Annotated in this window: 22 protein-coding genes; 6 read left to right on the top strand and 16 right to left on the bottom strand. The window is 57.1% G+C overall.

Annotated features, from left to right (window positions below; translation table 11 throughout):
* Window positions 1-4: 4 nt before the first annotated feature.
* From arsK to ACQZ5Y_RS22605, 3 genes are all read right to left on the bottom strand, one after another.
* Window positions 5-1225, bottom strand: coding sequence for an arsenite efflux MFS transporter ArsK (gene arsK / locus ACQZ5Y_RS22615; RefSeq protein WP_113473244.1), 1221 nt, complete (start codon window positions 1223-1225; stop codon window positions 5-7).
* Window positions 1203-1574, bottom strand: coding sequence for an ArsR/SmtB family transcription factor (locus ACQZ5Y_RS22610; protein ID WP_080849903.1), 372 nt, complete (start codon window positions 1572-1574; stop codon window positions 1203-1205). The genes arsK and ACQZ5Y_RS22610 overlap by 23 nt, the downstream gene beginning before the upstream one ends.
* Before the next feature lie 140 nt (window positions 1575-1714).
* Window positions 1715-2638 (bottom strand): LysR family transcriptional regulator, encoded by a 924-nt coding sequence (locus tag ACQZ5Y_RS22605; RefSeq protein WP_112201142.1) that lies wholly within the window; start codon window positions 2636-2638, stop codon window positions 1715-1717.
* Between the two features lie 112 nt (window positions 2639-2750).
* On the opposite strand from ACQZ5Y_RS22605, the gene ACQZ5Y_RS22600 reads away from it, so the two are divergent.
* From ACQZ5Y_RS22600 to speB, 5 genes are read left to right on the top strand one after another with little or no spacing between them, the layout of a single operon-like run.
* Window positions 2751-3593 (top strand): transporter substrate-binding domain-containing protein, encoded by an 843-nt coding sequence (locus ACQZ5Y_RS22600; protein ID WP_174060189.1) that lies wholly within the window; start codon window positions 2751-2753, stop codon window positions 3591-3593.
* 19 nt (window positions 3594-3612) lie between these two features.
* Window positions 3613-4263 carry an amino acid ABC transporter permease gene (locus ACQZ5Y_RS22595; RefSeq protein ID WP_174060188.1) on the top strand — a complete coding sequence of 217 codons (651 nt, stop codon included), beginning with the start codon at window positions 3613-3615 and terminating at the stop codon, window positions 4261-4263.
* Window positions 4260-4910: an amino acid ABC transporter permease gene (locus tag ACQZ5Y_RS22590; protein ID WP_003518030.1), complete on the top strand. Its 651-nt coding sequence runs from the start codon at window positions 4260-4262 to the stop codon at window positions 4908-4910. The genes ACQZ5Y_RS22595 and ACQZ5Y_RS22590 overlap by 4 nt, the downstream gene beginning before the upstream one ends.
* Window position 4911: 1 nt before the next feature.
* The gene (locus tag ACQZ5Y_RS22585; RefSeq protein ID WP_003518027.1) at window positions 4912-5694 is read left to right on the top strand and encodes an amino acid ABC transporter ATP-binding protein; all 783 of its coding nucleotides are present in this window, start codon (window positions 4912-4914) and stop codon (window positions 5692-5694) included.
* Between the two features lie 19 nt (window positions 5695-5713).
* A complete protein-coding gene (gene speB, locus ACQZ5Y_RS22580) occupies window positions 5714-6667 on the top strand; it encodes an agmatinase (RefSeq protein ID WP_013761977.1) in 954 nt (317 codons plus the stop codon).
* Between the two features lie 210 nt (window positions 6668-6877).
* On the opposite strand, the gene ACQZ5Y_RS22575 is transcribed toward speB, so the two are convergent.
* The 6 genes from ACQZ5Y_RS22575 to ACQZ5Y_RS22550 form a co-directional block, all read right to left on the bottom strand.
* Window positions 6878-7552: a 4-carboxy-4-hydroxy-2-oxoadipate aldolase/oxaloacetate decarboxylase gene (locus ACQZ5Y_RS22575; protein ID WP_003518022.1), complete on the bottom strand. Its 675-nt coding sequence runs from the start codon at window positions 7550-7552 to the stop codon at window positions 6878-6880.
* Window positions 7553-7653: 101 nt separating this feature from the next.
* Window positions 7654-8490 carry an ABC transporter substrate-binding protein gene (locus ACQZ5Y_RS22570; RefSeq protein WP_019566615.1) on the bottom strand — a complete coding sequence of 279 codons (837 nt, stop codon included), beginning with the start codon at window positions 8488-8490 and terminating at the stop codon, window positions 7654-7656.
* A gap of 30 nt (window positions 8491-8520) precedes the next feature.
* A complete protein-coding gene (locus ACQZ5Y_RS22565) occupies window positions 8521-9282 on the bottom strand; it encodes an amino acid ABC transporter ATP-binding protein (protein WP_003518020.1) in 762 nt (253 codons plus the stop codon).
* Window positions 9279-10037: an amino acid ABC transporter permease gene (locus ACQZ5Y_RS22560; RefSeq protein ID WP_003518019.1), complete on the bottom strand. Its 759-nt coding sequence runs from the start codon at window positions 10035-10037 to the stop codon at window positions 9279-9281. Before ACQZ5Y_RS22560 ends, ACQZ5Y_RS22565 begins: the two co-directional genes overlap by 4 nt.
* Window positions 10034-10741, bottom strand: coding sequence for an amino acid ABC transporter permease (locus ACQZ5Y_RS22555; RefSeq protein WP_003518018.1), 708 nt, complete (start codon window positions 10739-10741; stop codon window positions 10034-10036). Before ACQZ5Y_RS22555 ends, ACQZ5Y_RS22560 begins: the two co-directional genes overlap by 4 nt.
* Complete coding sequence (locus ACQZ5Y_RS22550) at window positions 10738-11517, bottom strand: SDR family oxidoreductase (RefSeq protein WP_003518017.1); 780 nt, start codon at window positions 11515-11517, stop codon at window positions 10738-10740. Before ACQZ5Y_RS22550 ends, ACQZ5Y_RS22555 begins: the two co-directional genes overlap by 4 nt.
* A gap of 210 nt (window positions 11518-11727) precedes the next feature.
* Here ACQZ5Y_RS22550 and nac point away from each other — a divergent pair, with 210 nt between their 5' ends.
* Complete coding sequence (gene nac / locus ACQZ5Y_RS22545; RefSeq protein ID WP_003518016.1) at window positions 11728-12633, top strand: nitrogen assimilation transcriptional regulator NAC; 906 nt, start codon at window positions 11728-11730, stop codon at window positions 12631-12633.
* Window positions 12634-12678: 45 nt separating this feature from the next.
* On the opposite strand, the gene ACQZ5Y_RS22540 is transcribed toward nac, so the two are convergent.
* Genes ACQZ5Y_RS22540 through ACQZ5Y_RS22510 form a run of 7 tightly spaced genes read right to left on the bottom strand, consistent with a single transcriptional unit; the run spans window position 12679 to window position 18675 of the window.
* The gene (locus ACQZ5Y_RS22540) at window positions 12679-13884 is read right to left on the bottom strand and encodes a pyridoxal phosphate-dependent aminotransferase (RefSeq protein WP_065703391.1); all 1206 of its coding nucleotides are present in this window, start codon (window positions 13882-13884) and stop codon (window positions 12679-12681) included.
* Window positions 13885-13933: 49 nt separating this feature from the next.
* A complete protein-coding gene (locus tag ACQZ5Y_RS22535) occupies window positions 13934-14701 on the bottom strand; it encodes a 5-oxoprolinase subunit PxpA (RefSeq protein ID WP_174060187.1) in 768 nt (255 codons plus the stop codon).
* A gap of 30 nt (window positions 14702-14731) precedes the next feature.
* On the bottom strand, window positions 14732-15727 hold the full coding sequence (locus ACQZ5Y_RS22530; RefSeq protein WP_111828906.1) for a 5-oxoprolinase subunit C family protein: 996 nt from the start codon (window positions 15725-15727) through the stop codon (window positions 14732-14734).
* Window positions 15724-16431 (bottom strand): 5-oxoprolinase subunit PxpB, encoded by a 708-nt coding sequence (gene pxpB, locus ACQZ5Y_RS22525; protein ID WP_025595282.1) that lies wholly within the window; start codon window positions 16429-16431, stop codon window positions 15724-15726. The genes ACQZ5Y_RS22530 and pxpB overlap by 4 nt, the downstream gene beginning before the upstream one ends.
* A complete protein-coding gene (locus ACQZ5Y_RS22520) occupies window positions 16428-16856 on the bottom strand; it encodes an acetyl-CoA carboxylase (protein ID WP_174060186.1) in 429 nt (142 codons plus the stop codon). The genes pxpB and ACQZ5Y_RS22520 overlap by 4 nt, the downstream gene beginning before the upstream one ends.
* On the bottom strand, window positions 16853-18211 hold the full coding sequence (gene accC / locus ACQZ5Y_RS22515) for an acetyl-CoA carboxylase biotin carboxylase subunit (RefSeq protein ID WP_174060225.1): 1359 nt from the start codon (window positions 18209-18211) through the stop codon (window positions 16853-16855). Before accC ends, ACQZ5Y_RS22520 begins: the two co-directional genes overlap by 4 nt.
* A gap of 29 nt (window positions 18212-18240) precedes the next feature.
* Window positions 18241-18675 carry an acetyl-CoA carboxylase biotin carboxyl carrier protein gene (locus tag ACQZ5Y_RS22510; RefSeq protein ID WP_065658785.1) on the bottom strand — a complete coding sequence of 145 codons (435 nt, stop codon included), beginning with the start codon at window positions 18673-18675 and terminating at the stop codon, window positions 18241-18243.
* Window positions 18676-18965: the final 290 nt, after the last annotated feature.

Here is an 18965-nt window from a genome sequence, read left to right as displayed (position 1 = left end):
CGACCTAGGTTGTTGCGGTGGCTGGCCGCCGACAGGATGCTGCCACCGCAACGAATGCCGTGATGCTGACCGCGCCGAGACATGCGTTTCCAATGAGTGACAGGCTCAGGCCAAAGTTTTCCATGGACGCCGCGAACGCGAAGGGTGCCCCGGCTCCGAGCGCCAGTCGAGCTGCCGCCATCTTGCCCGTGATCGCGCCATACCCTTCCGATCCGAACAGATAGAGTGGCAGGCTGCCCTGCGCGATGCTGTTGATGCCTGACCCAAGCCCGAGGCAGATTGCGAACGCGACTGCCCCCGGTAGCCAGTCTCGCGTTGCCAGCAAGATCAGGATGCCGAACACGATCAGCACCGCCGACAGGACGGCAAGCGCTGGCGGCGACAGGTTCTTTCCGAAGACCATGTTGATCAGGCGGCTTGCGACCTGTGCCGGACCGAACAGAGATCCTATAACTACTGCCGCGCCACCTAGCCCGATGGAACCGAGCATCGGCACCATGTGCGCGAGGATCGCGGCAAGCGTAAATCCGAGAAGCGCGAAGGCGAACGACACCATGATCATGCTTCGGCGGCGCGCATCGTGGGGGATTGCTCCGATTATGGCTTCGCGAGGGACGGCCGCATCCGCATTCGGTCCGGTCTTGCCGACGCGCATGATCCAGACGTGTAGAGGCATGCAAAGGAACAGGTTCAGCGCTGCAAAGACCAGATAGATCTCACGCCACGACATCCATTCGGAAAGCGCGGCCGAGATCGGCCAGAAGATCGTCGATGCGAACCCGCCGATCAGCGTGAGGTAGGTGATGCTCCGGGATGCGGTTCTGGGATCGCTTTCGACCAGCGTCGCGAATGCGGCCTGATACTGCACCATTCCGGACGATACCTCGAGCAGGATGATGGCAGCGGCAAAGATTGCGACTGACGGTGACCAGGCACAGAGCGACAGCATCAAGGCCGCAAGGCCTGAGCCGACCGTCATCACCGTGGCGGCTCCGATCCTATCCATCTGCCTGCCGATATAGGTTGCCGACAGACCTCCGATGAATAGCGACACCGAGAAGACGCCAAATACCTCCGCCAATGTCAGGCCGAGGTCTTCCGCCATGCCGGGGGCAAGAATACTGAAACTGTAATAGAGAGTGCCGTAACCGATGATCTGCGTGAGGCCAAGCGCTGAGACGATGCCAGCGGGTACTTTCGAATTATGCAACGATATTGCCCCCATCGGAGGAAGTGCCGGCCGGACTGGCGCATCCATCGCTTCGCTCGACATTCTCCAGAATCGCCGGATGTTCGGCACAACAGTCTTCTACCAGGAATTTCACAAGCTCGGCCAAAGTGTCGTAGCTGGCGCTGTAAAGGATAGACCTCGATATTCGTCGTTGCGAGACGAGGCCAGACCGCTCCAGTTCCTTGAGATGAAACGACACGTTCGTCGCCGAGACGCCCATGCGCTCGGCGATTGCACCGGCGGCCAGTCCGTCAGGACCGGCAACGACAAGTGCTCGAACGATCGCGAGGCGCGTCTCCTGAGAGAGGGCAGCAAATGCCGAAAGAGCCTGATGCTGATCCATACTTCAATAATCCTTGAATTATTGAAGTATGGATAGCGAACAGCGATGCCATCGGCAAGGCAATTTCTTCCGAGATCAAACTTGCCCCTCTGGAACATACGTAGGCGTTCGCGGCGACGGGGCTATGAGCGGCGTATGCTCTACGCCTTGCGCGCGTTCTTGTGAAACGCCTCTGATGCGAAACCGGCGAGTTCGCGAATGAAGAAATCGAGCACCGTCGAAGGCTTTTCAGCGGACCGCGTGGCAATAACGAAGGTGGACTGGATACGGGTCTTTGCTGCCATCAACGGCCGGAAAATTCCTTTCTGGACCCAATCATCCGCATAATGATCAGGCAGATACCCAACATAGTGGCCGGACATCACGAACATCGCCTGCGCCTCCATGTTGGAGGCCGAAGCGCGCGCCCGTGCCTGCGGAAAATATTGCAGCTCACGCATATTGGCATAGGGCCGCACGACAAAATCGAAGGATTCGATGCGCTCGACGGAAAGTTCGGCATCGGGAAGATGAAAGAGCTGGTGTCCCTTCGCGCAATACAGTGAATGCGCCTCTTCCCTGAAGCGCGAAAGCTTCAGGCCCTGATACGGCTGCGTTTCCGGTAAAAGTGCGATGTCCAGGCCGCCATTGGCAATTTCCGACAACAGGGCGTCCGGCGTGTCGATCACCAGCTCGATACGTGCTTCCGGCGCCTTTTCGCTGATGCGGGCGATGATCCGGTGAATGGGCAGGTCGTGATCGGTAATCGTGTTGTCCACAAGTCCCAGTCGCAACGTACCGGTAATACGGTTCTTGAGCGTACCGATATCGCTTTCGAAGGCGTTCAGCGCCAGGAACAGCACTTTCGAACGCTCATGCACGAGCGCGCCGCGATCCGTCAATTCAAAACCGGATCGCCCTCGCCGACACAGCTTGAAACCGAGCCTGTCTTCCAGCGCCTTGATATGGAAACTGACAGCGGACTGGCTCAGCCCGAGCGTGATTTGCGCGCCGAGAAAACTCTTGTGCTCCACGACGGCGCGGAAGACGGCGAGAGAACGAAGGTCGGATTGCGCGAGCTGCATGGGGACCGTTACATCAATTTTACAAATATAAACTCCATCAGTTTCCTATTTTTCTGGAATAATGTCCATGGTTTCCTCCTCCCCAATCACAAACCAATAAGGGAACGAAACCATGCAAAACCTGCTCACTCCGAAATCTCTCACGCTCTGCGCAGCTTTCGCCGTCAGCCTCGGCGCATCCGCCCATGCCGCCGATCTTCTGGAAAAGATCAAGGCCGATAAGGTTTTCACTGTCGCAACCGAGGCCCGGTTTGCGCCGTTCGAATTTGTCGAGGACGGCAAGATCGTCGGTTATTCCGCTGACATCATGCAAGAAGTCATGAAAGCCTTGCCAGGCGTTGAGCTGAAGCGTCTCGATCTGCCCTGGCAGGGCATCCTGCCAGGCCTTGCCGCCAGCCGCTTCGATTATGTCGTGACCTCGGTCACCGTGACGCCGGAACGCATGAAGGCCTACAAGCTCTCAGCACCCGTTGCCGATGCGACGATGGCAATCCTGAAACGCAAGGGCGATGCCGAGATCTCCAAGCCGGAAGATATCGCGGGTAAGCCCGTCGGCTCGCAGGCGGGCTCCGCGCAGCTCAAGGCGCTTGAGACGTTTTCCGCCGAACTTAAGGCTGCCGGCAAGGATGCCACGACGGTCTCCAGCTACACGGATTTCTCGGAAGCTTATGCCGACCTCGGTGCCGGGCGCCTGCGCGCCGTCGTCAACTCGCTTCCAAACCTTCTGGAAGCTGCACGCCAGCGGCCGGATGCTTTTGAAGTCGTTCTGCCGACCTTCGGACCGAAGACCTATTTCTCATGGGCGGGCCGCAACGATACTGACAGTGCGACACTAAATGCCTTCATGGACAGTGAATTGGCAAAGCTCAATGCATCCGGCAAACTGGCCGAATTCCAGAAGAAATGGTTCGGCGCGCAGATGGAGCTGCCCGCCACTCTGCCGGCGACTGAGTGACCGGCAGGTCGAACCGGTCATGGACAAGATATCTTTTGCCATCTGGCCGGTTCTTCTGGACGGCCTCTTCACCACGCTGACCGTCAGCCTTTCGGCGCTTCTTCTAGGAGCGCCGCTAGCCCTTCTCCTCGCGGCCTGCGGTCGCAGCGGCCGCCTGCCCCGCCTGGCATCCGGTCTCTACATCTCCTTCTGGCGAGGCACGCCCATTCTAGTCCAGCTGCTGATCGTCTTCTACGTCCTGCCACTTCTGGGGCTGGATCTGACGCCGGTTGCTGCCGCAACTTTGGCGCTGGCGCTAAACACAGCCGCCTTCCAGTCGGAGATATACAGGGCAGGCCTGCAATCCATTCCAAAGGGAGAACGGGAAGCCGCCGCCATGCTCGGCCTTTCCGCAGGTCGTACATTCCTGCACATTGAAGTGCCTCAGGCCTTCAGAACCATGTTGCCGGCACTTGTCGGCGTGATACAGGCTCTCGTGAAGAACTCCTCACTCGTTTCGGTCATCGCCGTCACCGACTTGACGCGCCGTGCCCAGCAATATGCGGCCACCACCTTCCGGCCACTCGACGCCTATCTCTCGGCTCTCCTGCTTTATGTCGCGGTTGGAGCGCTACTTGCGGGAATAGGCCTCCTTGTCGAACGGCACCTGACAAAGGGAGCGACGCGATGATTTCCGGCTTCCTGAACGATATTCCTCTCTATGCGGCCGGGTTGTTCACAACACTGACAGTTTCCATTGCGGGTATCGCACTGGCCGTCATCATCGGTATCGTGCTGGCTGCGGCGCTACGGTCGCGGTACATGGCCATCTCCCTACCGGTAAGGCTTTATGTGGAGTTTGCCCGCGGCGCGCCGCTCGCGCTGATCCTGTTTCTTTTCTATTATGGCGGCCCGCAATTGGGGCTGATCCTCAGCCCCTATGCCGCCGGCATCGTCGGTCTCGGCCTCTATGGCGCTGGCCCCTTTGCGGAGATTTTCCGCGCCGGTTTCAATGCCGTTCCAAGAGGCGAGATCGAAGCGGCGGGAATGCTGGGCATTACCTCCGGCGACACCTTTCTCCACATCCAGATGCCGCAGGCGCTGGCACTGACGCTGCCGGCTTCCGTCGGCCAGGCCATTAATCTCGTCAAGGAATCCGCCGTTCTGTCCGTCATCACGCTCAGCGAGCTGACCAAGGTCGCGGGTACGATCAGCTCGATCACCTTCGCGGTCGTAACCCCTTATCTCACCATTGCCCTGCTCTACTGGGCAATCGTCGAAATCCTGTCGCGGCTCGGCCTCTATCTCGAACGCCGCCTTTCCACCGAAGGCTCCTGACATGAGCGAACGAACAGTTGTTATTTCCGCGCGCGGCCTGGAGAAACGGTTCGGTGACAAGACCGTTCTGAAAGGCATCGATCTCGACATTCATATGGGTGATGTCCTGTGCATCATCGGACCTTCGGGATCGGGCAAGAGCACGCTTCTGCGCTCGCTTGCATTTCTCGATCCCTATGACGCGGGTGATGTCGATGTCTTCGGCCGCCTGATCGGCTGGCGTGAAACCCCGCTTGGCCGCGAACGCGCCGGTCCGAAAGAACTGGCAGAGACGCGCCGCCCGCTTGGAATGGTCTTTCAGCACTTTCATCTGTGGCCGCATATGAGCGTCATCAAAAACGTGACATTGGCGCTCAGGCTCGTCCATGGTCTTCCCCAGGCCGAAGCGATAAAGCGCGGCCGCGCCATGCTGGATAAAGTCGGGCTTGCCGCTTTCGCTGACCGCCGACCCGACGGCCTGTCCGGTGGGCAGAAGCAACGCGTCGCCATCGCCCGCGCACTGGCGGTGAACCCTCGCGCCATGCTGTTCGACGAGCCGACCTCGGCACTCGATCCCGAACTTGTCGGTGAAGTGCTTTCCGTCATGAAGACGCTCGCGGCGGAAGGAATGACCATGGTCATCGTCACGCACGAAATGGGTTTTGCCGCGCATGCGGCCAACCGTGTCGTCTTCATGGATGACGGCAAGATCGTTGAGGAAGGCGCGCCGCAGACGCTTTTCAGTAATCCGAAGAGCGAACGCCTTTCCCAATTTCTGCAAACCTGGCGCGAGCGCGCACTTTGATATCTGAAAGGACATCTCCATGACTGCCCACGGCTATGACGGCGGACGATTGAACCTGCCATTCGTCGGTATTTCCACCTTTGCCAAAAGTCCCTACGTCGAAAACTGGGACGCGATCGACGCGGATGTTGCGGTTCTCGGTGCCCCGTTCGATTTTGGGACGCAATGGCGCCCCGGCGCCCGCTTCGGGCCGCGCAGCATCCGTGAGGCCTCCACCCTGTTTTCCTTCGGCCACGCAGGCGCCTACGATCACGAGGACGACGTCACATATCTGGAAGGCGTGAAGATCGTCGATATAGGCGACGCCGACATTGTTCATACCGATACGGTGAACAGCCACGCGAATATCGAGTTCGGCGTCCGCAAGATCCTTAAAGCCGGCGCACTGCCTGTGGTGCTTGGCGGAGACCACTCCATCAACATCCCCTGCATCAATGCCTTCAGCGATCAGGAGCCGATCCATCTGGTGCAGATCGACGCGCATCTGGATTTCGTCGATGAGCGTCACGGCGTCCGCTTCGGACATGGCAGCCCCATGCGCCGCGCCTCGGAAAAACCGTGGGTCACCGGAATGACCCAGCTCGGTATCCGCAACGTCTCCTCCACCGCAAAGGAAGGATACGACTATGCCCGCTCCCAGGGCTCGGATATTCTCTCCGTGCGCCAGATCCGCAAACTCGGCGTGGACGCCGTAGTGGAGCGCATCCCCGCGGGCAAGCGCTATTATCTTTCGATCGATATCGATGGCTTCGACCCGTCCATCGCGCCAGGAACCGGGACCCCGAGCCATGGCGGCTTCATCTATTACGAGGTACTGGAACTGATTGCAGGTCTTGCAAAGCGTGGCGAGATCGTCGGTATTGATCTGGTCGAGGTCGCGCCTGATTACGATCACACCGGCTCAACCGCCATTCTGGCTGCGCAGATTCTGCTCAACACGATCGGACGTATCTTCATAGCTCGGAACGCATAAAAAACCGCGATCCGCCGATACTGGATCCTTGGCCACGCAGCGCGCAAGAAGGGCCACCCTTGGGGCTTCCTGGAGCTCGATGGTCTCGTCAGACGTGAAGCCAAAAGCCCTCCGCGGGGGGAGGGCTTTTGTTTGCATTGATGTAGCTATGGTTGCGACGGTTTTAAAAGTCCAAAAACGCCAAACGCGCCTCGCTGCACCACACAAAAATCAGATATCGACGACAAGCCCCTTTGCCTTCAGGACGGGCTCCAGATTGCTGACTTCGATAACGGATTTGCCCTGCTTGTAAGCTTCAATAAAGCCCGCTTCAGCATCTTCGCGAATTTGCGAAAGACGTGCCGATTCCTGAGCGTCCGCACGACGCACAACCACCAAACCGTCCGCATCGCCAACAATGATGTCGCCGGGATTGACGATCTCATCGCCAATGATGATCGTATCGTTTACTGCGGCAATCGTTTCCTTGACGGTACCCTTGATGCAGACGCTGAACGAGAACACAGGGAAGCCAAGGTCTCGAAGCTGCAAGGTGTCACGCACACCGGTATCCGTCACCAGACCACCGATCCCCTTTGCAAGGCAGGCATTTGCCAGCACGTCGCCAAAGGAACCAGCCTCTTCGTACTCACCAGCTGAAACCACGATGATGTCGCCGGGCTTGGCGTAATTAATGGCCAGCTGCAACATGATGTTGTCACGCGGCGCGCATTTGACGGTAAAAGCGGGACCACACAGTTTCATGCGGTAGTCGACAGGCTTGATGCGGGAGGAAAGTGCGCCTCTTCGACCCTGTGCCTCGTGGATGGTTGCCGGCGAAAACTTCGAAAGGGCTTCGATGTCTGCCTTGCTTGGCCGTTCTGCTATATCTTTAATGTGGATCATAAAACCTCCCACGGTAAGGCTGGCGGCGGGAACGTCCCGCCACTCGCATTGAGTTTAATTGTCATGTGTCAATCGTTGCCGTGGCTTGAAGCCAGGCGGGATCAGGGGATCGGGTCGAATTTCAGCTCGGAGAGCGGGACGACCTTGTCCGTACGGGTCATTTTGTATTCGGTATTCGGGCCAAGCCACTTGTCCCAGATTTTGTTTATCTCGCCGGAGGCGTCAAGTGTGCGTAGCACTTCATTGATCTTCGCTGTGAGGGCAGGATTGTCCTTTGCCATGCCGACACCGATCGGCTGATAGAGCATAGGCTCCTCGATCATGCGCATCGGTTTGCCCTTGGTCTTCGATTCATTGACGAACTTGGTGGTGGTCATGGTGTTGGCCACCATACCCCGCGCCTTGCCCTGCTGAACGGCAAGATAGGCAGAGGCAGTATCCTGGAAGGTCAGCGGCTCGGACTTGTTGAGCTTGATAGACATTTCAGAGGTTGAGCCCTTGGTGGAGGCGACACGCTGGCCTTCGTAATCCGACTTCTTCTTGCCGGCATCATCAACCGGCACGATCAGCATTTCCTTGGCGAGATAATAGGGATCGCTGAACTGAATCTGCTCGGCGCGGCTTTGTGTGTAGGCGAGATTGGCGACGGTGATATCGACGCGGCCAAGCTTGACTTCCGGCACACGGGCTTCCACCGACACCGGTTTGACTTCGGCCTTAACGCCCAGTTCCTTGGCGATCGCGTTGCAAAGATCAACGTCAAAACCGGCCATTTCACGGGTCTTCGGATCGGGTGCCGCGAATGGCACGACATCAGCAAAGGTTGCGCAACGAAGCACCTTGTTCGCCATGATCGTATCGAGTTGATCAGCCGCCGCTGGTGACGCGAGAGCGGTTCCAGCCAGTGCAACGGTAAGTGTCAGGCATTTCCAGTTCATGGTCAGTTCTCCTCTTATGATTGATTGGTATCAGTGGCGCAGATCGGAAAGGAACCGCTGCGCGCGCGGATGGCGTGGTGCTGTAAAAAACTCTTCCGGCGTCGCTTTTTCGAGAATTTCGCCGGCGTCGATGAACCAGATGCGGTCGGCAACTTCACGGGCAAAGCCCATTTCGTGGGTCACGCAAAGCATGGTCATGCCCTCTGCCGCGAGCCCCTTCATGACGGCCAGCACCTCTCCAACCATTTCCGGGTCGAGAGCGCTTGTCGGTTCATCGAACAACATGACGGGCGGCTCCATGGCCAGCGCACGCGCAATTGCCACGCGCTGCTGCTGACCGCCGGACAATTGCCCCGGATAGGCGCCAGCCTTGTCGGAGAGGCCTACCCGATCCAGAAGCTTCAAAGCTTTCTGGCGGGCAACATCAGGTGCGACGCCTTTCACCCGGATCGGGGAAATCGTGACATTTTCGACAACAGACAGGTGCGGAAAGAGATTGAAATTCTGGAACACAAAACCAACTCTGCTGCGCAGAAGATTGAGTTCCTTTGTCTTGGTTGCCGCGTGAATATCCTGCCCATCGAGCGTGATGGATCCGCTGTTGATCTCTTCGAGACGATTGACGGTACGGATCAATGTGGATTTGCCGGAGCCGGAAGGGCCGCAGATGACGATAACCTCGCCCCGCGCAACTTCGGCGTCGACATTCTTCAAAACTTCGTAGTCGCCATAACTCTTGCAGACATTGGAAATGCGGATGGTCTGCTGTGTTGATGATGCCGTGTTTGTCATGGCTGCTCCGTTATGATTTTCGCCTGCGCCTGCAATGCCTGTTGCCGGCGACCGACCACACCGGCACGGCGTTTGGCGATACGCCGCTCGACGGCATTTGCGAGATACGTCAAGCTCCAGCAAATGGCGTAGTAGACAACCGCGAGGATGAGGAAGACCTGGAATGGTTGGGTCAGAAGCTGATTATTGACCTGACTTGCCGCAAAGGTGAGGTCGGGTACGTTGATGACGTAACCGAGCGTCGTATCCTTGATCGTGGCGACGAATGTCGAGATCATGCTGGGGATCATGTTGTAAAGCGCCTGCGGCAAGATGATGAAGCGCATTGCACCGAGATAGCTGTGGCCAAGCGCTCTCGCCGCATCCATCTGCCCCGCACCAAGAGCGACAATACCCGCTCTTACGACTTCGCTGAGAAATGCGCCCTGATAGATGACAAGCGTCGTCAACATGATGACGAAGCTCGGCACGTCTGCGCCGGTCCACAGCGGAACGAGGAAATAACTCCACAGGATGAGCATGAGCAAAGGCACGCCGCGCGTGACATAGACCAGCCCCGTTACCGGCCACCGCAGGAGCCGCCACTTGGACAGGCGCGCCATCGCCATAAGGATGCTGACAGGAAAGGCCAGTGCGATGGCAAGGGCAGACAGGATGATCGTGTTCGCAAGCCCTCCAAGCGGGCCGTTCGGATATTGCCCGATCAGCAGCAGCAACCAGTTGTCATGAACGATGGTAATCATGTCGCCGATCATCCGCGTGCCCTCCACGCCGGATCAAGGCGCATCGAAAGATACGCACCGGCACCCATGATCAACAGCGAGAAGAAGAGGTACAGAACAGTTCCGACAAGATAGATCTCGAAGGTCTGGAAGCTGAGATTTTCAATTTCCTTGATGGCATGCGTCAATTCGGAAGCGCCGATAATGAGGGCGAGGCTGCTGTTCTTGAACAGGGAGACACTGTGATTGATGAGCGGCGGCAGGGCATTGCGCACGCCTTGCGGCATGATGATGAAGCGCATCGCGGAGAGATAACCGTGTCCCAATGCCTTGGCCGCTTCCATCTGTCCCGGGCTGACGGAGCGCAGGCCTGAACGCAGATCCTCACTGAAATAGGCTGCCTGACAGAGACCAAGACCCACCACGGCAAAGATCGCTTCGGCATTGTGACCGATCAGCCAGTCCGTCAAACCTGAAGGCAGGAGCGTGAATATCCCGAAGTACCACAGCATCAATTGCACGAGTGTGGGCACATTGCGGTGGTAGGAAACATAGGCCGCCACGGCGCGATCAGCAAAACGCGACGATGAAAACCGCACGCATAACAGGACCAGCGCAAGCGTCATTGCGAGAGACCATGACCCGATAAAGATGACGAAGGTCATCTGCAATCCGTGCCATAGCATTGCAATATATTGCGGGTCGCTCAGGATTGCCGACAGGTCGAAACCGCTCACGGCTTTTGTTCCTTCGCTGCGTCAGCTTGCGCCACAGTCTGCGGTTTGGCCGTCTGAAGTCCGCCCATAACCTGCAATGTCGGGGTAATTTCCATATGGCCGATATTCATGGAAACTGGCGCGGCAACGGCAAAGGCTATCGCGTCGGCAATATCTTCCGCTTTCGGCAACTCGAAACCATCGATGAAGCGCTCGCGCACGCTCGGATCGTTGCCGTGAACGTGAGTGAAGATATCCGTCGCCACGCGGCCGGGGCAGATCTCCGTTACGCGGACGCGTCTGCCGAATGCATCCAGCCTCAACTGGTTCGAAAGCATGGCGACACCAGCTTTAACGGCATGATAGGTCGAGTTGCCACCGAAATTATAGTTTCCGGCGATGGACGAGATATTGACGACATGCCCGCGATCACGCTCCACCATGCCCGGAACAATCAGCCGGCAGATGTGGAGAACGGCACGGAGATTCACATCGATCAAAAGGTCGATATCCTCCGCATCAGCCTGAAGGAACTTCTTCGGCCTGTCGACGCCGGCATTGTTCACGAGAATGTCGAACTGCACCTTGTTTGCAAGATCGGCAATTGCAGCGCGATCGGTAACGTCGATCGCGTGCGGTATGCAGCCGGTGCGTTCGGCAAGTTCATTCAGGGCGCCGGCGCTGCGGGCAACCGCGTGGACTTCAATGTTTTCGCGGCAAAACCGCTCGACGACAGCGGCACCGATACCGGATGAAGCACCGGTGACCAAAGCGGTCTTGTAATCGGAGAATGGCATTCTGATCCCCTTTTTTGTTACCATCAACACTAGCGAAGCTTTCCCTGCTTGCCTAAGACCGATTATTTTTGGAGTAATAAGTAAGTTTTATGGAGACCCGCAAACAGGCAATTAGAGACGGGATTCCAGGATGTTCTTGTTCCAGGCAGGAGCTTTCCGCTCTGGCGCCCAGATTGCAAAACGCGTGCGAGCCTGTAAGCTGCGCCAAGCATGGATATAAGACGTCTCAAATCATTCATCGTCATCGTAGACAGTGGCAGCATCACGCGCGCCGCAGATATTCTGCATCTGGCGCAACCGGCACTCAGCCAGCAACTAGCCGCGCTCGAAGATCATTTCGGCCAGAAATTGCTCATCCGCAGCCAGCAGGGCGTGACGATGACGGATGCGGGACATGCCGTTTACCGCCATGCACAGATCATATTGCGCCAGATGGAACAGGCGCAGGTCGACGTATCGGCGGCGGGTAACTCAATTGCGGGACGCGTCTCGGTCGGTCTGGTCCCATTCAGCAGCGCTGCAACGCTTTCCGTGGAGCTGTTGGCGGAAACGCGCAAGCGACATCCGGGGATATTGATCCACCTGACGGAAAGTGTGGGACAAACCTATAGCCAGATGATCATGAATGGACGTCTGGAACTGGCTTTGATCCATGGGGTCGGACCAATCAAGGGCGTAAAATTCGAGCCCATGCTCAGCGAAGAATTTTATCTTGTCGCACATCGCGATTTCGCAATCGAAGCGGATTCAAAACCGGTGCCGATCGCCGCGCTTGATGGCATGCCCATGCTGATGCCACCCGCGTATAATTTTGTCCGGCGCGCTGTAGACACGGCATTTACCCGCAGCCGGATCAATCTGAAGGTCGTCGCGGAAGTGGAAATCGTCAGAACGCTTGCCCGCGCCGTTGCCAGTGGTCTCGGCGCAACCATCATGCCAAAAGCCATAGCCAACCGGATCGTCTCGGAAACGAGCGAACCACTTATTTGCCGGCTGCTGTCGCCACGGATCGAAGAAACACTGTCGCTCTGCATGTCCGACCAGAATTCACTGTCTGAGCCGGCTTTTGCCGTCAAGGATATCCTGGTGGAACTGACGGAAAAATTGAAACTTTAGAGTATCCTTTGGCCCGGCAACCGAGCCAAAGGATCGTTTTCAGGATCAACGCATATCCTGGCAGAACTGCGCAATGCGGGCGCAACCTTCGCTCAACATCTCCATGCTCGTTGCATAGGAAATCCGGAAGTATGGGCTCATACCATAGGCGGCGCCCTGTACCGTTGCCACGTGATGCTCATCAACCAGCGCCATCACAAAATCCACATCGCCTTCGATTTTGCGTCCGCCCTTGGTGGTCTTGCCGATAAGCCCAGACATATTGGGATAGAGGTAAAAGGCGCCTTCCGGCTTATGGCAGCGCAAACCGTCAATCTCGCCGAGTTTGCTCAGAACAAAATCGCGACGGTCGCGATAGATAGCGGCGCGTTCTTTAAGAAGATCCTGGGGACCGTCCAGCGCTGCAATCGCTGCCGCCTGCGAAACAGTGGCAATGCCGCCGCCGTTCTGACCGTTTACATTGCTTATTGCGGCGATAAGTTCCTTCGAGCCGCTGGCGCAATAGCCCAGACGCCATCCCGTCATGGCGTAAGCCTTCGACACGCCGTTCATTGTCAGAACGCGGTCATAAAGCCGCGGCTCCACATCGGCAATTGTGCCGAATTCGAAGCCATCATAGACAAGATGCTCGTAAATATCGTCAGTCAGGATCCAGACATGGGGATGACGCAGCATAACCTCTGCGATTGCTTTCATCTCCGCACGGGAGCAGGCGGCGCCGGTGGGGTTGTTGGGAAAATTGAGAATGAGCCACTTGGTACGTGGCGTAATCGCAGCTTCCAAATCTTCGGCACGCAGTTTGAAACCGGTTTGTTCGACGCACGGCACAGCGACGGGAACACCCCCTGCGAATTTGACGATATCCGCATAGCTGACCCATGACGGGGTGGGAATAACGACCTCGTCGCCCGGATTGCAGGTTGCAAGCATGGCGTTGAAGATTACCTGTTTGCCGCCTGCGGAAACGATGATCTGGCTGGCATCGTATGTCAGATTATTGTCCCGCTTGAACTTTCTGGCAATCGCGGCTTTCAGCGCAGGCGTGCCATCCATCGGTGGATATTTCGTCTGCCCGCCAAGGGCTGCTTCGTGCGCGGCCTCGATTGCGTGAGCAGGCGTCGGGAAGTCCGGTTCACCTGAGGAGAGGCTGACCACCTTGACACCCTGCGCGGCCAGCTCTCTGGCGCGTTGGGTCATGGCGGCGGAAGCGGAGATGGAAACGTTTTTCAGGCGGTCTGATGTAGAGGGCATCTGCATGATCTTTCAGTAAGATTTAGAGAACGGGCCAACCAGAGGCCCATTAAGACGCGAGTTCTGCGGCAGGCGCGAGCGTTGCGCCGGAGGCGCTGATTTCACTACGCACGATACGCGCCAGCTCCAGTGAACCGGGCGTATCGCTGTGGACGAGGATGGAGCGAGCCGGCATTGTGATGATCGTGCCATCGATGGCTTTGACCGTGCCATCGGTCAGGAACCGGCGGACACGCGCACGCACCGATGGTTCATCCTTGACCAGCGCGCCGGGAAGACCCCGCGCGACAAGGCATCCCTTGGCGTCATAGGCGCGATCGGCCAAAAACAATGCCAGGGTCTTCAATCCAGCGCGTTTTGCCGCTCTCTCGATTTCGCTGTCCGGCGTTACGAACACCACAAGCTTCGGATCAACGGCAGAAATGGCATTCATCATCAAATCGGCAAGCGCCGGGTCGCGATTGACCATATTGCCCATGGCCGCATGAAAACTGAAGTGCCCGACTTCGACGCCTTCGCTTTTGGCAATCGCGATCAAGGCCCCGAGCTGATAGAGCATCTGCTGTCTCAACTCATCCGGCTGAAAGGGCATTTCGCGTCGGCCGAAGCCCGCCCTATCAGGCAATCCCGGATGCGCGCCAATGCCAACGCCATTTTCTTTGGCAAGGCGAACCATTCGCGCCATGGTATCTGGCTCGCCGCCATGAAAACCACAGGCAATATTAGCCGACGATACGATATTCATCATCGCTTCGTCGTCACAGAGCCGGTAAGGACCGAAGCCTTCGCCCATGTCGGAGTTCAGATCGATCTTCATCGTTTCCTCCCTTTGCTCCCTGGTTGTCCGTCAACCCATCGCATTCAGCGCTCGCTTGACCATTTGTGAGGTCTGGCGAACATCATCGACGTATTTCGCAACTGCCCGCTCGGCCACACGCGCTTCCTCGTGATTGGACTTCACAAATTTGATCTTCCCACCCGCGCGTGCCTGTCCTAACCGCCACAGGTCGGCGTCGATCACGCCGGCAATCTTTGGATAACCGCCCGCCGTATTTGCATCGCTCATCTGGATGATCGGCTCGCCACCTGGCGGCACCTGTACAACGCCCGGCATCACACCGTGGGAACGCATTTCGATGGTTTCGATCGGTTTTATAGGATCACCCGACAGCCGGTAACCGGTCCGGTCGCTGCGGGAGGATATGCGCCAGATCTGGCTCCAGAATTCCTCGCCATCATTGGCAAACAGCTTTTCTTCACCGGCCGGAATAGCACGTATCGGCAAAACGCCGTCCACTACAGGCGGGAAAATATCGCTTAAAGCCACGGAAGGCTCAACTACACCAAGCCCGTTTGATGGCAGTGGTAACAGATCGGCGGAAGCCCCTATTTCGAGCCTGTCACCTTTTGCAAGCGGTCGCCCATCGTGACCGCCGAAACTGCCGCGCAGTGCCGTGCTTCGAGATCCCATCAAAACCGGAACGTCCAACCCGCCCGTAACCGCGACGTAGGCGCGGGCGAGTTTCGGCGGCTGCCTCAGTTCCAGTATCTGACCTTCCTTGCCGATATGAGCGCACCAGGAAAGCAGCTCTTTCCCGTCAAGCAACGGGCGCCCATCCGTCCCGGTAACGGCAAATGTTGCTGTTTTCGTAAAACGCAATTTGAATGGAAAAGTCTGGACCTCGATGACGGCAGCATCTGCGGCATTACCGGTCAGAATATTGCCGACCTTAAGCGACAGAGGATCCATGGCACCGCCAGCAGAAACCCCGATGTCACGGTAACCGGGGCGACCGAGGTCTTGCACGGTGTTGAAGGGGCCGGTTTCGATAATCTCGATCATAGCTCGATCCCTGTAGGTATGAAGCGAACCGTATCTCCGGGTGCCAAAAGAGCTGGCGCAGAAGAGGCGGGATCGAACATCTGCAAATCGGCGTAACCGATGGAATTCCACCCATTCGGTCCGGTCAACATCGCCACACCCGTCTGCATTCCACCGATCGTCACGCAACCCTTTTCCATCTTGATCGATGGCACGGTTTTTCGGGGCATATAGATGCGCGCATCAAGACCATGCAGATAGCCAAAGCCCGGCGCGCTCCCAAGCGCGAAGACGCGGTAGGTCGCCTCATGGTGAATCCGCACGACTTCGCGGTCGCTCAGCCCTGAAAAATCACAGATGGCTGGAAGGTCGGCAGCGTATTCGCCCCCATAATGTACCGGTATTTCAACTGTCTTCCCGACAATATCCAGACTGGCTGCTTTATCCCAGGCATCGAGCAACTGAGACACGATGGACTCTGGATCTTCAGGCGTTTCCTTAAAAATCGCCAGAAGGTTCGTCATGCCGGGAATGACTTCCGCAACACCTGCCCAGACTTTTACCGTTTGCGAAAGCGCCCAGATCCAGCGTTGTGCTGGCAGATCAAATTCGCCGGATGCTTCGAGCAAGAATGACCGGGAGCCTATGAACGAAACGCGCGCCTGGCCTTTGATGACGGGCTGGATTTCGTGACGAGGTGCTAGAGTGTTCGATGTCGCAATCATGAGTGAAGCTCGATTTCGAACAGCGGATCACCAAAACCAACCAGAGCATCCTGCACGGCAAGCTGATTGACGAGCGAACCGTTACGACCCGCGACAACGGGGATGAGAATGTGGTCGATCCGGATAAATCCAATCACGTCATCTGCAGCAACCAAACGCGGAAGATTTTGCATTTTTGCAGGCAGAGCAGGCTTAGAAGAGCAGAAGAGACCGGCAATCGGCGCTTTTACCACCACTTTCGAAACAGCGGCCTTTGGTGAGCAAACAGTGCCAGCGACGGAAATTGCAGATCTTGCCGAGGCAGAAACAATAATGCGTACCTGACCCTCAGGCGTCGTGATTTCCACGCCGTCCACGCCTGCATCCGTCAGCATATCGGTCAAAGCTGTGAGTAAGACGGGGTCGCTAAAGTCGGGCCTGCTCATGCCGCGCTCCGTTCTTTTAGCCATTGTTCAAGATAGTGAATGTCTGTTTCGCCCTGCGCAAAAGCCTCGTCCTCAAACAGGGCGCGCAGGAGCGGAAGATTGGTCGAAATACCCTCCACCCGTGTACCCGCAAGCGCTTGGCGCATCCTAACCATGGCTTCAGCACGGGTCGGCGCATGTACGATCAACTTGGCGATCAAGGAATCATAATAGGGTGACACCCGGTAGCCGACATGGATATGGGTATCGACGCGAATCCCCTCTCCTTCCGGCAGCACAAGATCGGTCACGATGCCTGCCGAGGGGAGAAACTTATCAGGATCTTCGGCATTGATCCGGCATTCGAAAGAATGTCCGTCGCAGATAACATCTGCCTGCCGCAAGTCCAGAGGCTTACCCTGCGCCGCCTTGATCTGGGCCTGAACGATGTCGATGCCGCTCGTCATTTCCGTGACGGGATGTTCGACCTGCAAGCGCGTATTCATCTCGATGAAATAGAACTTGCCGTCTTCAAACAGGAATTCGAAAGTTCCCACCCCGCGATAGCCGATCTGCCGGCAAGCCTCGACGCAAGCCATACCAACCGGCTGGATCACATCGACCAAAATTCCAGGCGATGGCGCTTCTTCGACCACTTTTTGATGACGACGTTGCATCGAACAGTCGCGGTGACCAAGCCAGACGGCATTGCCGTGCGTGTCGCACAAGACCTGTATCTCGATATGACGGGGATGCTGGAGAAACTTCTCCATGTAGAGGACAGCAGAGCCAAAAGCCTGCCTCGCCTCCTCCCTCGTCAAGGTAATGGCTTCATGAAGCAAGGCAGCTTCCTGCACCACCCGCATGCCACGCCCGCCACCACCGCCCGCAGCCTTGATGATGATTGGATAGCCGATCTCATTCGCGATACGCTCAACCGTTGCAGCATCCTCGGGAAGCGCTGTATCCGGTCCCGGTACACATGGCACACCGGCCGCAATCATTGCCCGTTTGGCAGCGATCTTGTCGCCCATCGTGGAGATCGACCTTGCGTCCGGACCGATGAATACGAGACCGGCATCTTCGACAGCCTGAGAAAAGGCGGCATTTTCGGACAGAAATCCATAACCGGGATGGATCGCACCCGCACCCGTCAGACGGGCAGCGATTAAGATAGCATTCTGATTGAGATAGCTCTTGGCAGCATTCGCCGGGCCAACACAAAGGAAGGTGTCAGCCGTTTGGCCATATGGAGCCTGCCTGTCCGCCTCAGAGCAGATGGCTACGGTCTTCAAGCCCAATTCGCGGCAGGCGCGCTGAATGCGTGCAGCAATTTCACCCCGGTTGGCAATCAGAACCGTGTCGAAACCCGGCATATCCGATGTGGTGTTGAGACCTTCCGTCACTACGCGATCTCCGCCAGCAAATCATTGGCCTCAACCTCGCCACCATCAACCTCCGTCAGATAGGTGATCCGGCCAGCGCGTGGCGCAACAATTTTATTGAAGACTTTCATGGCTTCGATGATGAAGAGGGCCTGCCCCTCCTCGACCACATCTCCAGCCTCGACAAATGAAGGTTGTCCAGGCGCGGAAGCGCGATGCAAAACGCCAAAAATCGGGGCATGAACGGAGGTGGCCGATGTGGTGGCGGGAAGGATCGACTCCGACCGATCGATCAGCGCGTCATCCTCGGCTTTGACCGGGACATTGCTGCCAGTCTCTGTTCGAGGTGCGGTTTTGAATATCCGCACAGTTACGCTTTTCTCTGTCACCATGAGTTCGGTGACGTTCGTTCGTCCGACAAAATCAATCAGCGTCTTTATCTTCGGCAGGTCCATAAGCGTACTCGGCATTGTCCAAAGCCACCCGGTAATCCCGCACGATCGGGGTCACTTTCGGCTGCCTTAGACCTAGCACGATAGGCTGTTTGATGGGGTCAGAAGAACTTTTGATGGAGGTGTTCAATTAATGGAGGCCGTGAGCCTGTTGAGTTCGCGAAGCTCGAGTGGGCGTAATGGATCGACCGCTACACGCTATCAGAGCCCCACGTGGCTATACCGCCAGCAATTCATTTGCGGTATCCAACGCCCAAAACGCACGAAAGCCCTCTACGATGAGAGGGCTTTCG

The sequence above is a fragment of the Agrobacterium sp. A3-95 genome (genome assembly GCF_053521785.1).
Note: the sequence above shows the minus strand (reverse complement) of the source record. Positions and strands in the feature narration are given on the sequence as shown.

Coding starts and splice junctions, on each gene's coding strand:
- arsK (WP_113473244.1), bottom strand. CDS start 1,225: ATGGGGGCAATATCGTTGCATAATTCGAAAGTACCCGCTGGCATCGTC.
- ACQZ5Y_RS22610 (WP_080849903.1), bottom strand. CDS start 1,574: ATGGATCAGCATCAGGCTCTTTCGGCATTTGCTGCCCTCTCTCAGGAG.
- ACQZ5Y_RS22605 (WP_112201142.1), bottom strand. CDS start 2,638: ATGCAGCTCGCGCAATCCGACCTTCGTTCTCTCGCCGTCTTCCGCGCC.
- ACQZ5Y_RS22600 (WP_174060189.1), top strand. CDS start 2,751: ATGCAAAACCTGCTCACTCCGAAATCTCTCACGCTCTGCGCAGCTTTC.
- ACQZ5Y_RS22595 (WP_174060188.1), top strand. CDS start 3,613: ATGGACAAGATATCTTTTGCCATCTGGCCGGTTCTTCTGGACGGCCTC.
- ACQZ5Y_RS22590 (WP_003518030.1), top strand. CDS start 4,260: ATGATTTCCGGCTTCCTGAACGATATTCCTCTCTATGCGGCCGGGTTG.
- ACQZ5Y_RS22585 (WP_003518027.1), top strand. CDS start 4,912: ATGAGCGAACGAACAGTTGTTATTTCCGCGCGCGGCCTGGAGAAACGG.
- speB (WP_013761977.1), top strand. CDS start 5,714: ATGACTGCCCACGGCTATGACGGCGGACGATTGAACCTGCCATTCGTC.
- ACQZ5Y_RS22575 (WP_003518022.1), bottom strand. CDS start 7,552: ATGATCCACATTAAAGATATAGCAGAACGGCCAAGCAAGGCAGACATC.
- ACQZ5Y_RS22570 (WP_019566615.1), bottom strand. CDS start 8,490: ATGAACTGGAAATGCCTGACACTTACCGTTGCACTGGCTGGAACCGCT.
- ACQZ5Y_RS22565 (WP_003518020.1), bottom strand. CDS start 9,282: ATGACAAACACGGCATCATCAACACAGCAGACCATCCGCATTTCCAAT.
- ACQZ5Y_RS22560 (WP_003518019.1), bottom strand. CDS start 10,037: ATGATCGGCGACATGATTACCATCGTTCATGACAACTGGTTGCTGCTG.
- ACQZ5Y_RS22550 (WP_003518017.1), bottom strand. CDS start 11,517: ATGCCATTCTCCGATTACAAGACCGCTTTGGTCACCGGTGCTTCATCC.
- nac (WP_003518016.1), top strand. CDS start 11,728: ATGGATATAAGACGTCTCAAATCATTCATCGTCATCGTAGACAGTGGC.
- ACQZ5Y_RS22540 (WP_065703391.1), bottom strand. CDS start 13,884: ATGCCCTCTACATCAGACCGCCTGAAAAACGTTTCCATCTCCGCTTCC.
- ACQZ5Y_RS22535 (WP_174060187.1), bottom strand. CDS start 14,701: ATGAAGATCGATCTGAACTCCGACATGGGCGAAGGCTTCGGTCCTTAC.
- ACQZ5Y_RS22530 (WP_111828906.1), bottom strand. CDS start 15,727: ATGATCGAGATTATCGAAACCGGCCCCTTCAACACCGTGCAAGACCTC.
- pxpB (WP_025595282.1), bottom strand. CDS start 16,431: ATGATTGCGACATCGAACACTCTAGCACCTCGTCACGAAATCCAGCCC.
- ACQZ5Y_RS22520 (WP_174060186.1), bottom strand. CDS start 16,856: ATGAGCAGGCCCGACTTTAGCGACCCCGTCTTACTCACAGCTTTGACC.
- accC (WP_174060225.1), bottom strand. CDS start 18,211: ATGCCGGGTTTCGACACGGTTCTGATTGCCAACCGGGGTGAAATTGCT.
- ACQZ5Y_RS22510 (WP_065658785.1), bottom strand. CDS start 18,675: ATGGACCTGCCGAAGATAAAGACGCTGATTGATTTTGTCGGACGAACG.